Source organism: Pelomonas sp. SE-A7, assembly GCF_030345705.1.
Lineage (GTDB): Bacteria > Pseudomonadota > Gammaproteobacteria > Burkholderiales > Burkholderiaceae_C > JAUASW01.
The window spans coordinates 315,881-330,116 of the sequence record NZ_JAUASW010000001.1 but is presented as its reverse complement, the minus strand read 5'-3'; the positions used below and the strand labels follow the sequence as shown (position 1 = coordinate 330,116).

Annotated in this window: 10 protein-coding genes; 7 read left to right on the top strand and 3 right to left on the bottom strand. The window is 68.2% G+C overall.

The features are described from left to right. Positions 1 to 26 precede the first annotated feature (26 nt). From cysT to QT382_RS01485, 7 genes are all read left to right on the top strand, one after another. Positions 27 to 899: a sulfate ABC transporter permease subunit CysT gene (cysT, locus tag QT382_RS01515; protein WP_289252283.1), complete on the top strand. Its 873-nt coding sequence runs from the start codon at positions 27 to 29 to the stop codon at positions 897 to 899. A gap of 128 nt (positions 900 to 1,027) precedes the next feature. Then, positions 1,028 to 1,897, top strand: a complete 870-nt coding sequence (gene cysW, locus QT382_RS01510; RefSeq protein ID WP_289252282.1) for a sulfate ABC transporter permease subunit CysW — start codon at positions 1,028 to 1,030, stop codon at positions 1,895 to 1,897. Then, entirely contained in the window at positions 1,894 to 2,874 is a 981-nt protein-coding gene (locus QT382_RS01505) for a sulfate/molybdate ABC transporter ATP-binding protein (RefSeq protein ID WP_289252281.1), read from the top strand. Before cysW ends, QT382_RS01505 begins: the two co-directional genes overlap by 4 nt. Further along, on the top strand, positions 2,871 to 3,797 hold the full coding sequence (locus tag QT382_RS01500) for a CysB family HTH-type transcriptional regulator (protein ID WP_289252280.1): 927 nt from the start codon (positions 2,871 to 2,873) through the stop codon (positions 3,795 to 3,797). The genes QT382_RS01505 and QT382_RS01500 overlap by 4 nt, the downstream gene beginning before the upstream one ends. 112 nt (positions 3,798 to 3,909) lie before the next feature. Continuing rightward, positions 3,910 to 4,230, top strand: coding sequence for an alpha/beta hydrolase (locus QT382_RS01495; protein WP_289252279.1), 321 nt, complete (start codon positions 3,910 to 3,912; stop codon positions 4,228 to 4,230). A gap of 98 nt (positions 4,231 to 4,328) precedes the next feature. Beyond that, a complete protein-coding gene (locus QT382_RS01490) occupies positions 4,329 to 5,243 on the top strand; it encodes a CysB family HTH-type transcriptional regulator (RefSeq protein ID WP_289252278.1) in 915 nt (304 codons plus the stop codon). Between the two features lie 107 nt (positions 5,244 to 5,350). Beyond that, positions 5,351 to 6,361 carry a sulfate ABC transporter substrate-binding protein gene (locus QT382_RS01485; RefSeq protein ID WP_289252277.1) on the top strand — a complete coding sequence of 337 codons (1,011 nt, stop codon included), beginning with the start codon at positions 5,351 to 5,353 and terminating at the stop codon, positions 6,359 to 6,361. Between the two features lie 16 nt (positions 6,362 to 6,377). Here the strand turns inward: QT382_RS01485 and QT382_RS01480 are convergent, their stop codons facing one another. The 3 genes from QT382_RS01480 to QT382_RS01470 are packed head-to-tail and all read right to left on the bottom strand — an operon-like array spanning position 6,378 to position 14,221. Then, positions 6,378 to 7,343: a hypothetical protein gene (locus tag QT382_RS01480; protein ID WP_289252276.1), complete on the bottom strand. Its 966-nt coding sequence runs from the start codon at positions 7,341 to 7,343 to the stop codon at positions 6,378 to 6,380. Between the two features lie 10 nt (positions 7,344 to 7,353). Further along, complete coding sequence (locus QT382_RS01475; RefSeq protein WP_289252275.1) at positions 7,354 to 7,917, bottom strand: OmpA family protein; 564 nt, start codon at positions 7,915 to 7,917, stop codon at positions 7,354 to 7,356. Positions 7,918 to 7,930: 13 nt separating this feature from the next. Then, entirely contained in the window at positions 7,931 to 14,221 is a 6,291-nt protein-coding gene (locus tag QT382_RS01470) for a YDG domain-containing protein (protein WP_289252274.1), read from the bottom strand. Between the last annotated feature and the right edge of the window lie 15 nt (positions 14,222 to 14,236).

The following is a 14,236-nucleotide window of genomic DNA, read 5'->3' as shown; positions in this document are numbered from 1 at the left end:
GGTCCTTCGCAACCCGGCCCGCCCCGATGACCGCCCTCGCCCTGCCCCGCAACGATGACGCAGCTGCTGCGCCCCAGCGCAAGCGCAGGCCGCGCCGCGTGCTGCCCGGCTTTGCGCCCACGCTGGGCTACACGCTGTTCTACCTGTCGCTGCTGGTGCTGATCCCGCTGTCGGCGGTGTTCATCAAGTCGGCCGGCCATGGCTTCGATGCCTTCTGGGCCGCCGCCACCTCGCCGCGGGTGCTGGCCTCATACCGGCTGAGCTTCGGTGCCGCGCTGATCGCTGCCGCCATCAATCTGGTGTTCGGCCTGATCCTGGCCTGGAGCCTGGTGCGCTATGAATTCCCGGGCAAGAAGATCGTTGATGCGCTGATCGACCTGCCCTTCGCCCTGCCCACGGCCGTGGCCGGCATTGCGCTGACCGCGCTGTATGCCAAGAACGGCTGGATGGGCCAGTGGCTGGAGCCGCTGGGCATCAAGGTGGCCTTCACGCCGCTGGGCGTGCTGGTGGCCCTGATCTTCATAGGCCTGCCCTTCGTGGTGCGCACGGTGCAGCCGGTGCTGGAAGACCTGGAGACCGAGCTGGAAGAAGCCGCCGCCTCGCTCGGCGCCCGGCGCTGGCAGACCTTCCGCCTGGTGCTGCTGCCCATGCTGCTGCCGGCCCTGCTGACCGGCTTCGCCCTGGCCTTTGCGCGGGCCGTGGGCGAATACGGCTCGGTGATCTTCATCGCCGGCAACATCCCCCTGGTCAGCGAGATCACGCCGCTGATGATCATCTCCAAGCTGGAGCAGTACGACTACGTGGGCGCCACCGCCATCGCTGCCGTGATGCTGGTGTTCAGCTTCACGCTGCTGCTGGGCATCAACGGCCTGCAGGCCTGGAGTGCCCGCCAGAAATGACCCACCCCCTACGCGCTTCGCGCGCCCCCTCAAGGGGGCACGTCCGCAGGCCCGGCAAAGCCGGATCCTCGGACGCCGCTTGATTCCGCTGCTCAATTGCCATCATCTCAATGAGTGCATCCCTCTCAATGTCGCCAGGCCTCCGCGGCCGGGTCCGCTACCAGGCCAACCCGGCCACGCGCGAATCGCCCTGGGTGCGCCGCGCGCTGCTGACCCTGGGCCTGGGGTTTTTCGGCCTGTTCCTGCTCCTACCGCTGGTGGCCGTGTTCGCCGAGGCGCTGCGCAAGGGCTGGGAGGTCTACTTCGCCGCCCTGGTCGAGGCCGATGCAGTCTCGGCGATCCAGCTGACCCTGCTGGCCGCCGCGATCTCGGTGCCGCTGAACCTGGTGTTCGGCGTCAGCGCCGCCTGGGCCATCGCCAAGCACGATTTCCGCGGCAAGCAGTTGCTGATCACGCTGATCGACCTGCCGTTCTCGGTCTCGCCGGTGGTGGCCGGCCTGGTCTATGTGCTGCTGTTCGGCGCGCAAGGCTGGTTCGGACCCTGGCTGCAGGAACATGACTGGAAGATCGTCTTCGCCGTGCCCGGCATCGTGCTGGCCACCGTCTTCGTCACCTTCCCCTTTATCGCCCGCGAGCTGATACCGCTGATGCAGGCCCAGGGCCGCGACGAGGAAGAGGCCGCCACCGTGCTGGGCGCCAGCGGCTGGCAGACCTTCTGGCGCGTGACCCTGCCCAACATCAAATGGGGCCTGCTCTACGGCGTCATCCTCTGCAATGCCCGCGCCTTCGGCGAGTTCGGCGCGGTGTCGGTGGTGTCCGGCCATATCCGCGGCCAGACCAACACGCTGCCTCTGCATGTGGAGATCCTCTACAACGAGTACCAGTTCGCCGCCGCCTTTGCAGTGGCCTCGCTGCTGGCCCTGCTGGCCCTGGTGACCCTCGTTCTCAAACAGTTTGTCGAATGGCGTGCCCACGCCCCAGTCAAGGAAGCGCCATGAGCATCCAGGTCAAGAACATCCACAAGAGCTTCGGCAGCTTCACCGCCCTGGGCGACGTCACGCTGGACTTCCCGACCGGCGAGCTGGTCGCCCTGCTGGGCCCCTCGGGCTGCGGCAAGACCACCTTGCTGCGCATCATCGCGGGCCTGGAGACGGCCGACCGGGGCCAGGTCTTGCTCGACGGCGAGGACGCCTCCGAGACCCATGTGCGCGAGCGCCAGGTCGGCTTCGTGTTCCAGCACTACGCGTTGTTCCGCCACATGACCGTGTTCGACAACGTGGCCTTCGGCCTGCGGGTCAAGCCGCGCGGCCAGCGGCCCGGCGAGGCCGAGATCCGCCGCAAGGTCCACGAGCTCTTGCAGCTGGTGCAGCTCGACTGGCTGGCCGACCGCTACCCGCCCCAGCTCAGCGGCGGCCAACGCCAGCGCATCGCCCTGGCCCGCGCCCTGGCCGTGGAGCCGCGCGTGCTGCTGCTGGACGAGCCCTTCGGCGCGCTCGATGCCAAGGTGCGCAAGGAACTGCGCCGCTGGCTGCGCCGCCTGCACGACGAGCTGCACATCACCAGCATCTTCGTCACGCATGACCAGGAGGAGGCGCTGGAAGTGGCCGACCGCGTGGTGCTGATGGACCATGGCAAGGTCGAGCAGGTCGGCACGCCGGCCGAGGTCTACGAGCGGCCGGCCACGCCCTTCGTCTACGGCTTTCTCGGCGCCGCGAACCGCTTCGCCGACGCCGGGCGGCAGTCCTTCGTCCGCCCTCACGAGATGCAGGTCCACACCGAGGCCGGTGCGACCGGCTGGCCGGCCACCGTCGCGCGCGTCCTGAGCTTCGGGCTGACCAGCCGCGTCGAGCTGGTCGGCGCCGATGGCGGCCACCTCGAAGCCGAGCTGCCCCGCCCGCAGGCCGAGGCCTTGCAACTGGCGGTCGGCCAGGCGGTTCGCCTGACGGCCAGCCGCGAGCAGGTCTTCAGCGCATGAACTTCCAACAGCTGCGCATCATCAGCGAGGCGGTCCGGCAGAACTACAACCTGACCGAGGTCGCCAACGCGCTGTTCACCTCGCAGTCCGGTGTGTCCAAGCACATCAAGGACCTGGAGGATGAGCTGGGCGTGGAGTTGTTCGTGCGCCGCGGCAAGCGCCTGCTGGGCCTCACGGCGCCGGGCAAGGAGCTGGCCCAGATCGTCGAGCGCATGTTGCTGGACGCCCGCAACATCAAGCGCCTGGCCGGCCAGTTCGCCGATGCCGAGTCGGGCCAGCTGACCATTGCCACCACCCACACCCAGGCCCGCTATGCCCTGCCCCAGGTGGTGGCCCGCTTCAAGGCCGCCTTCCCCAAGGTCCATCTGGTGCTGCTGCAGGCCAACCCGGCCGAGATCGTCGAGCTGCTGCGCAGCGGCGAGGCCGACATAGGCATTGCCACCGAGGCCCTGGACCAGGACCCGGGCTTCGTCACCTTCCCGTTCTACGAATGGCAGCATGCGGTCGTCGTGCCGAGCCACCATCCGCTGACCGACGCACGCGAGCTGACGCTCGAGCAACTGGCCGAGCAACCGCTGATCACCTACCACGAGGGCTACACCGGCCGCGGCCGCATTGACGCTGCCTTTGCCGAGGCCGGCCTGGCGCCGGACATCGTGCTCTCGGCCCTGGATGCCGACGTGATCAAGACCTATGTGCAGGTCGGCCTGGGCGTGGGCGTGATCGCCGCCATGGCCTTCGAACCGCAGCGCGACCCGGGCCTGCGGCTGATTCAAGCCGAGCACCTGTTCCCTACCAACACCACCCGCATCGCCCTCAAGCGCGGCCACTACCTGCGCGGATTCGCCTACCGCTTCCTGCAGGAATGCCGGGCCGAGCTGGACGAGGAAACGGTGCGCGCCGCGCTGGGCGCCGAGGGCTGAAGCGGGCTTAGTCGCCGCCATGCGCCAGACGAGGAAGCAGCCTCGATTCGCTTCGTTCACCACTTGATGAACGCCTCCTAGTCTTGAGGCCTGATCCAACTCGGAGAAAGCGATGTACCGACAACCCCGTTTGCTGATCATTCCCGGCCTGCGCGACAGCGGCCCCACGCATTGGCAGAGCTGGCTGCAGCGGCAGTACCGCGATGCCCGCCGCGTGGTGCAGCGCGACTACGCCACGCCCGACCTGGATCGCTGGGCCACGCGCTGGGGCGCCCACTACACCAACCTGGGCGACGTGGGCCATATCAACAGCGAAGCGGGCTTCGGCCCCCTGCCGCTGGCCAGGCGCTGGGTGGAGGCGGCACGTTCGCGGGCGGCGCGTGCCCAGCGGCCGCTGCACGCCGAATTCCGCGAATGGAATTTCGCCGTCTGAGGCATTGCTTCGCAGAATTTCTTGGAGGACAGGCGAGCGGCGGCTGGCAAGAATGAAATCTGCATAACGAGATTTCTACCTGCCTCCTCTTTGCCATCGTGAACTTCCAGCAACTGCGATCCGTCCGCGAAGCCCAGCGCCGCGGCTTCAACCTGACCGAGGTGGCGCAAGCCCTGCACACCTCCCAGCCCGGCGTCAGCCGCCAGATCCGCGAACTCGAGCAGGAGCTGGGCATTGCCATCTTCCACCGCTCCGGCAAGCGCCTGACCGGCCTGACCGAACCGGGCCGCCAGGTGCTGCCCATCGTCGAGCAGCTGCTGGTCCATGCGGAGAACCTGCGCCGGGCCGGCGCGGACTTTGCCCAGGCCAGCCAGGGCCTGCTGCGAATCGCCGCCACCCACAGCCAGGCCCGCTATGCCTTGCCGCCGGTGGTGCGCGATTTCCGCGAGCAGCATCCCGAGGTGGAACTGAAGCTGCAGCAGGGCTCGCCGCAGCAGGTGGCACGGCTGCTGCTGGACGGCGAGGCCGACGTTGGCATAGCCACCGAAGACCTGGCCCTGCATCCCGAGCTGCTGGCCCTGCCCTGCTACCGCTGGACCCACAGCCTCATCCTGCCGCAGGGCCATGAGCTGTCGCAGGGCGAGCTGACGCTGGAGCGGCTGGCCGCCTACCCGGTCATCACCTACGAGCTGGGCTACACCGGCCGCGGCCACATAGACGCGGCATTCAGCGCCGCGGGCCTGCCGCTCAAGGTGGTGCTGGCGGCCATGGATGCCGACGTGATCAAGACCTATGTGGAGCTGGGCCTGGGCGTGGGCATCGTCGCCTCCATCGCCTACGACGAGGAGCGCGACCGCCACCTGCATGCGGTCGATGCCCGCCATCTGTTCGCCGACAACCTGACCCGCCTGGCGGTGCGCCGCGACAGCTATCTGCGCGACTACGCCTATGCCTTCATCGAGACCTTTGCGCCACCGCTGGACCGCCGGGCCGTCGATTCCGCACGGCAGTGAAGCGCTGCAATGAAGCGCTGCAAAGCAAAGCAGATCTTCTTGGTTCACGCCGGACGGCCTGCTCCCCAGAATCCGATCAACCCAAACGCAACCCAGCCCAGAGACCCATGAAAGCCACCCGCACCCTGCTCGCCGGCCTGCTGGCCGCCACCACGCTGATCGCCTCCAACGCCCAGGCCGGCGCCGCCCTGCTCAACGTCTCCTACGACCCGACCCGCGAGCTCTACCAGGACTTCAACAGCGCCTTCGCCAGGCAGTGGAAGGCCAGGACCGGCGAAGAGCTCGCGGTCAAGCAGTCGCACGGTGGCTCGGGCAAGCAGGCCCGCTCGGTGATCGACGGCCTGGAGGCCGACGTCGTGACCCTGGCCCTGGCCTATGACATAGACGCGCTGCACGACAAGGCCAAGCTGATCCCGGCCGACTGGCAGAAACGCCTGCCCAACAACGCCAGCCCCTACACCTCGACCATCGTGTTCCTGGTGCGCAAGGGCAACCCGAAGCGGATCAACAACTGGCCGGATCTGGCCCGCAGCAGCATCGAGGTGATCACGCCCAACCCCAAGACCTCGGGCGGCGCCCGCTGGAACTACCTGGCGGCCTGGGGCTATGCGCTGCAGCAGCCGGGCGGCAATGCCGATTCGGCCAAGGCCTTCGTCAAGCGCATCTATGCCAACACCAAGGTGCTGGACTCGGGCGCCCGCGGCTCGACCACCACCTTCGTCGAGCGCGGCATAGGCGATGTGCTGATCGCCTGGGAGAACGAGGCCTACCTGGCGGTCAAGGAACTCGGTCGTGACAAGTTCGAGATCGTCACGCCCAGCGTCTCCATCCTGGCCGAGCCGCCGGTGGCCGTGGTGGACAAGAACGTGGACAAGCACGGCACCCGCAAGCAGGCCCAGGCCTACCTGGACTATCTGTACAGCGCCGAGGGCCAGGAAATCGCCGCCAAGAACTACTACCGGCCGCGCGACGCCAAGGTGGCTGCCAAGTATTCGAAACAGTTCGCCTCGGTGAAGCTGTTCACCATCGACGAGCTGTTCGGCGGCTGGCGCAGCGCCCAGAAGACCCACTTCGACGACGGCGGCGTGTTCGACCAGATCTACACGCCGGGCCACTGATCGGTCAACGGCCGGCTCAAGGTGGGGCGCGGCGCAGGCGCTCCCGCATGTCGTTCAAGACAGCCTCGCTGACACCGAGGCTGGCCGCGTTGAAGGCCCGGGCATCCGAGGTGTGCAGCAGCAAGGCCTGCATCTCGTTGACCATCAGCTCCTCGTCGGCCAGGTTGTAGTGCTGGGCCGCCAGATAGCGGCGCCACTGGGCTCGCTCGGCTTCGCTGAAGCGCTCGCGCCAGACCTGCCAGCAATGCGCCGCATAGTCGGGTCGGGTGAAGAATTCGCCATGGCTCAGTTCATGGCGAAGCACCGAGGCCCGGCGCACCGCATCCAATCCTTCGTCGGCCGGCGTGGCCGGGTCGTCGGCCTGCTCGGCCGTGAAGGTGATCAGGGCCTGCGCCGAGACCGCCTGCCAGACGCCATCGACCTCACGCAGCAAACCGGCATGCGTCAGCAGGCCGCGCAGGCGCAGCTCTTCGGCATTCAGCTTCACCGTCCTCGAGAGTCGGAAGAAGCGGGCCAGGCGCGCGGCCGGATAGTCGTGCCCTTGCAGGAAGCTGCCGACCGTGTCGCCACTGCGTTCCAGCAGCTGCACCAGCTCGGTATCGCCCAGCAGTCGCTCGCGCTCGCCGCCGACCTTCTCCACCCAGGCTGCCATGCGGTTCAGGGCCATGCCCTGGGCGGTCAGGTTGGGGAACTCGATCACGAGGATGGCGGGATTGCTGCGCAGCCGCCGCATCCGCCAATCGCTGCTGCGCGCCGCCAGCAGCTCATCGACGTCTTCAGCGGCAACGGCCTCCAGCTGCAGGGCGGGCCGTAGCGGACCGGGCAGCGATTCCGCCGGCCACAAGCGCCAGGCCAGGACCAGGGCCAGCACCAAGCCCAGGAGCACCAAGGCCGCCCAGCGCTGACGACGACGCGAAGATCCGGGCGCCGACTTGCGCCGGTAGCCCGGCCCGCTGAGATTGGGCGGGGCGTGGCGGCTCACGGCCGAGCGCCTAGCGACGCGTGACTATGGTGACGCGGCGGTTTTCGGGCGCATCGACCTTGCTCAGATTCATCGGTTCGGACGAACCCTTGCCAATGGCCTCGAGCCGCTCGGGCAGGATGCCGAAGCGCGAGCTCAGCATGTTGACCACCGATTCAGCGCGCGCCTGCGACAGCTTCAGGTTGCGATCCGCATCGCCGCGGGCATCGGCATGGCCTTCCACGCGGAACATGAAGCCCGCCAGCGCATCGGACTGCAAGGCCTTGGCCACCACTTCCAGCGCCGCCTGCGATTCGGTGCTCAGCTCGGCCGAATCGGTGCCGAAGGTGATCAGCAGGCTGGCCTTGCCCGGCCCCGCCTTGACCGGCGCACCGCCCTTGGCCGCCGGACGGAAGCCGCGCGTGGCGCCGCTGGCACCCTCGGGCGGCTCCAGCGCCAGCGCGTCAATCAAGGCCGATTCGGTGACCTGGGAGGCCTTCAGCACCGGCGGTGCCGACGCGGCGGTCGGCTGAGCCTGGGCGCCCAGATTCATCAGCAAGGCGCCGAACAGCACCAGCAAGAGCTTCTTGGACATCATCGTCACTCCTTCAAGGCTTGGGCGATTGTGCGGCTTCCAGCTGACGTTGCTCAAACAGGTAATCCCCCCCAGTCTGGTGTCCGGCCGACGCCGAGGCGCCATAGCGCGGGCGCTGCGGCATTTCGCGCGCCACGGCAAAGCGGACCCGCTCGAACACATTGCCGCCGACCTGCCAGTTCGACACCTGCTTCAAGGTGTTCATCAGGCTCCAGGCGAACGGTGAATGGCCCTGCTTGCCCTCGTCGGACACCGGCTCGTTGCCGCCCGACGACATGACGACCACGGACTTGCGCGCCAGCAGCTGCGCCGGATCGGGCTTGCCGGCCATCACGCGCACCCTTTCGTCGGAGACCAGGGAACCGGAGTAGCAGCTGTCGGAGATCAACGCCACCTGGCTCGCGCCGATGTTGGCGATGGCCCTGGCGATGTCGGTGTTGGAGAGCCAGGTCTCCGGCCGCTTGGCATCGCTGTCGGACAGCTGCCAGTAGCCCTGGCCGGTGGCCTCGACCAGCTCGCCGTGACCGGCGTAATAGACCACGACCGAGTCCCGGGGACCCATTTCCAGCGCCAGCTTGTTGAGCGTGGTGACCACCGCCTGCTTGCTGGCGTTCTCGACCACCACGGTTTCATAGCCCAGGGCCGACTCGAACATGGCCGCCACGGCGCGCGCGTCGCCCACGGCATTGGACAGCTGCGGAATGCTGCTGTCCGAGTAGCTGTTGACGCCGATGAAGACCGCCACCTTGCGCTCGATCTGCGGCAGGGCTGCCGTGGTGACCTTGCGCCTGATCGCCAGCGGCGTGGGCGCGGCCTTGGCCACGACGGCCGGTGCGGCCGGCTTGGGCGCCGCCGCCTGGGCCGGGGTCGGCGCCGGTGCCGCCGCAGGGCCCGGAGCCGGTGTCGGCGGCGCCGACACCACCGCACCTTCGGGCACGGTCAGCCGTTGTGCCGCCGCCTGCATCTCGCGCTTCATGGTTTCGCCGATCAGGCAGGTACCGGCCTGGGCGTCCTCGATGCGCTGGCATTCGCCCACGTCGGCCAGCTTGGGATCCTGGGCCAGACGGGCCGAGGCCTGGGCGAACAGGTTCTTCATGTAGCGCTCGCGGGCGGCCAGCAGCGATGCCAGGGCGTCCTGCGTCATCGCACCCACGTTGACGGCCGCGAAGCGCCCTGCCTGGGCAGCAATCGCATCGGGCGATGCCACGGCGCTGGCCGGCGGCTGGGTGGTGTCGAGCAGGCCGGCGCTGGCGGGGTCCTTGCTGCCTTGCTGCTGGCTGCCCAGCGATTGCAGGCTCAGGCTCAGCGATGCCGTGGCGTCGCTGGTCAGGTTGGCCGTGGGCCGCGGTCCGCCGACGGTCAACGCCTTGACGTTGGACACATCCTGGATGAAGACATAGTTCGACGACTGCAGCCCCGAGCCGACCACCGCATTGATGCCGGGTACCAGGCCCCCTTCCGCCGACAGCGAGAAGCGCAGCGTGCCGGTCGTCGAGTTGGCCACGTTGTCGCCGCCGAAGAAGCCGACGACGGACCCGGAAAGCACCGGCAGCGGGTCGTCGCTGAACATGATCAGCGGATCGACCAGGTAGCGCAGCGTGGCCGGCGTGATGCTGGCACTCAGCGTGGATTGGCCCACCGCCGTGTAGTTGCCACCGTCGGCCCCGCCCAGGACGAAGCCGCCGCTGGTCACCGGCTTGGCATTGCCGACGTTCTTGTCGGCAAAGATGCCGACGCCGCCGCTGACGGTCACCTGGTCGTTGCCCAGCGGCGTGAACAGGCGCTGGCCGGACAGCGTCGTCGTGGTGGTGGCGTCGTAGACCTTGTCATTGGCCGTGACGCCGGTGACCGCCAGCGGTGCCGGCGTGATGGTGGCGCGCACCACCGGCTGCAGCAGCGTGTAGTTGCCGGCGTCCGCACCGCCCAGCGTCAGCCCGCTGGTCAGCACCAGCTTGTTGACGCCGGCGTTCTTGTCGGCAAAGACAGCCTGCAATTGGCCGCCGAGACTGAGTTGGTCGCCGCCCAGGGCGGCGATGACCGGCGATCCGGTCAGGCTGACGCCGGTGGTCGTGTTGTAGACGCGGCTGAGCGCACCGACCCCGGTCACCTGCAGCGGCGCCGGCGTGATCGAGGCCACCAGGCTGGGCGCGGCCTTCACCACGTAGTTGCCGGCATTGGCACCGGACAGGGTCAGACCGCTGAGCACGATGGGCTTGTTCTGCCCGACGTTCTTGTCCATGAAGTTGCCGATGGCCACGCCACCCAGCACGACCTGCTCGCCCGGCAGGGCCGCGTACGCCGGCGTACCCGTGAGCGTGGTCCCCAGACCGGCGTCATAGACCTTGCTGGCCGCCGTCAGTCCGGTGATGTACAGGATCATTGGCGTGATGTCGGCGAACAGGGCGGGATAGGCGAGCGTGTAGTTGCCGCCGTCGGCACCGGCCAGGACCAGGCCGCCCAAGGACACGCTCTTGCCGATGCCGATGTTGCGGTCCACGAAGGCGCCGAAGGGCTGACCCACCAGGCTGACCTGGTCGTTGCCGAAGGCGGTCACCGTGGGCTGGCCCAGGAAGGTGACCGTGGTCGTTCCGTCATAGGCCTTGCTCTGCGCCGAGACGCCGGACACCAGCAGGGCCGCCGGCAGGATGTCAGCCGACAGCGCGCCGGCCAGCTGCAGGGTGTAGTTGCCGGCATCGGCACCGCCCAGCACACCGCCGGTCAAGGTCACCGGCTTCGAGGTACCCACCTGCTTGTCGGCGAAGCTGCCGCTAAAGGCACCTTGCACCGTCACCTGATCGCCCGCCAGCGGCGTGAACTGCGCCGTGCCGGTCAGGGTGGCGGCGGTGTTGCCGTTGTAGGTCTTGTTCTGCGCCACCAGGCCGCTGACCGTCAGGGCGAGCGGCGTGATCGAGGCCGTGACATTGCCCACCGGCTGCAGCAGGTAGTTGCCGGCATCGGCACCTGCCAGCACGAGGCCACTGAGGTTGATCGGTTTGTTCTGGCCGACGTTCTTGTCGACGAAGCTGGCGCTGGCCAGGCCGGACAACGAAACCACATCGGTGCCGAAGGCCGTGACGAAGGGCGCGCCGTTCAGCGTGGCCTGAACCGTCGCGTCGTAGACCTTGTTGTTGACCGACAGGCCCTGGACCACCAGCGTCGCCGGCGTGATGTCGGCGCTGCTGCTGGCCGGGCCTGAGAAGCTGTAGTTGGCCGCCAGGCCGCCGTTGGCGCCATCCTGCACCTGGTAGACCAGCGAAACCGGCTTGGCATTGCCGACGTTCTTGTCCAGGAAGTTCGCCGTGGCGGTGACGTTGACCGTCTGCGTGCCGACCAGGCCGGTCAGGGCCGTGACGTTGGCGCTGCCGATGAGATTGCCGTTGTAGACCTTGTTGGCGGCGAGCACGCTGCCGCTGATGGTCTTGGGCGTGATGTCGCCGAACAGATTGCTGGTGACACCGTAGCCGTAGACCGGCTTGCCTTGGGCGTCGTGCATGCTGACCGGATCGTTGCCGCTGAGGATCACCGGCTTGAGAGCGCCTGCATTGGGGTTGTTGAAATTCAGCACGGCCGTGCCGGACAGCACGCCCGAATCGCCCAGTACGCCCGTGGCACTGCCACCGACGAAGCTGGCCAGGGTGCTGCCGTCATAGACCTTGGGCTGCACGGTCAGCGTGACCGTGGCCAGCTGTGACACCTCGAAGACCAGGCCGTTGCCTGAATCTCCGGCCCAGCTGCCGAAGGCGCCGCCGTAGCGCTTGAAGTCGTGCACCAGGCCGCCGGGCTGGAAATTGGCGACGTCGGTGATGTCGTGTCCGAACACGATCCAGCGACCCGCCGACGTCTGCAGTGCGCTCGCGCCTGCCGCATTGGTGAAGCTGCTGAGGCCGGCATCGGACGAGCTGGCCAGGGTGATCGCATCACCGCCGGCGTCCGAGCGCAGCTGCGTGCCGTTGCTCAGCGAGATCGAATCGGCGCGCAGCCGCAGGGCGCCCGTGCCCTGGGTGAAGGCCTGGCTCATCTGCAGGCTGCCGGCACCGTTGAGTGTCAGGCCACCCGACGGCATGTGGATGCCGGTGCTTTGCACGAACATGCCGCCGGATCCTGGTGCCGCGGTCAGCACGGCCGTCGTGCCTCCCTGGGCATCGATGAGATCCTGCGGCGCGCCGGAATTGCCGATCAGCAACACGGCCGGTCCGCCCCCGGCATTCGCGCCCATGATGTTCAACGCCCCGCTCAGGCCGTACAGCATGGAGCCTTCACCATTGGGCGAGCTGAACATCACGCCGTAGCCATTGCCGGTGCTGCGTCCGGACAGCGAAGCCGTCTGGGCCTGAAGCGAGGCGAAGTCCATCAACGCAATACCGCCGGTCTGGCCGCGGCCCCGCAGATCCAAAGATGACCCGGCATCAACGCTGCCGCTCACCACCACGCCGCGCCCGGCACCGCCGTCGCCGACGATGGCGACCTGCGAGCCCTTGACCAGCGAGCTGCCGTCCACATACACGCCGATGCTGTTGGCCGACTGGCTGGCGCCCGCGATGTTGACGCTGCCGTTGAATGTCTCCAGCGACACGCCACTGATCTCGACGCCAAACAGACCCGCCGGACCGGCCGACGCCGCCGCATGCGAACCCCCATTGGCATCCAGCGCGGTGCCGAAGCCGGTCAGGTTGATGTTGCCGCCAGCCAGCATGATCGAGGTATTGCGCAGGCTGATCGCACCGGAGCCCGCCCGTCCCGCCTGCATCGTCAGCGGCATGGCCCCCAGGCTGCTGTGCAGATTGCTGTTGGTGAACACGATGTCCCGGTCGGCAATCAGGGTCAGACTGCCGGGCGTCAGCGCCGTCACGCTGATGTTGGCGCCCGAGAAGGTAATGTCGCCCGCCTGTGCCCCGCCATTGCCGGTGGTGAGGGTCACGTTGGTGCCCGCATTGAGAGCCGCCAGCAGCGTGGCCGAGGCCATGGTCGCGTTGTTGCCGATGGCCGAGAAACTGAAGTCAAAGCCCAGATCGATGGCGTTGTCGGTGACGGTGAAGTTGAAGGGGTCCAGCAGCCAGTTGCCCGCTGCACCGCGCCGCGCCGACACATCGATGAAGCTGGGGCGCGCATCCAGGTAGCCGCCCGAGGTCTCGACAAAGCCGCCGTCGCCTCCCAGGGCGCCGCCCCGCGCGCTGAAGCTGCCGAAGGCGCGCGTGGCCTGGTCGCTCCAGACGATCAGCCGGCCGCCGTTGCCCAGTCCGGTGGCATCGGCGTTCAGCATGGCCTGCGGCGCGATGTAGACCGCCTCGGCATTGGGCACTGACGCGTCCTTGCCCTGGGCACCGCCGCCGACCAGGGCCTGGCCGCCGCCGGTTGCGCCCGACACGTCGACGCTGGCGCCCGCCAGAAGGCCGACCTGGCGGCCGAGCAGGCTCACCTGCCCGCCCTGGCCCGCCTGGGCACTGGCATCGACGCGGCCGCTGACCAGCAAGTCGTCGCTGGCACGCAGCACGATGCGGCCGCCCGAGCCGGCCTCGAGGGCATCGGCCCGCACCAGGCCCTGCTGGTTGACGCTGGCCGCATGGATGTCGATCTGTCCTCCGGACGCCGCCAGCGTGCCCAGGTTCAGCACCTGGCCCGCCTTGACCGCCACGCGCACGCCGACGTTGGGCGCCCCGGAATCCAGCAGCTCGATGCTGTCACCGGCTGCCACCAGCACCTGGCCGCCGGGCGCCTCGACCGTACCGCGATTGACGACCTCGGCCCCCAGCAGCATCACGCTGCCGCCCAGGCTGGTGCGGATCTGGCCCTCATTCACGATGCTGGCCGGATCGGCGCTGCCACGACCGAACCGGTAGTTGCCGCCCAGCCAGTCGATGTCGTTGAGATTGAGCGTGGACGTGACCAGGCCGGCGACGTCGACCCGGGCGCCCTGTCCGAACAGCACGCCGTTCGGATTGATCAGCCAGACACGTCCGTTGCTGCTGAGGCTGCCGAGGATGGACGAGGGATCGTTGCCGACCACCCGATTGAGCACCTGGCTGGATGCGCTGGCCTGCTCGAAGCGCACGCTGTTGCCGGCGCCGATCGAGAAGCTGTTCCAGTTCAGGATCGCGTTCGGGCTGTTGAAGATGGTCAGGCCGTTGGCCGTCTGGCTGGTCTGGGCCTGGCCCGAGACCACGGTCATGCCGGTGGGAAGAGTGCCTGCACCGCTGCTGCCGCAGGACCAGGCCGCCAGCATGGCCGCGACGGCCATCCGGCCAAGCACCGGCTGGCGGCTTGCAGGGCGCACCCCGGCTTGCGAGCGCTTCGTTGAACCGTTCATGGTGTTACCCCTCGT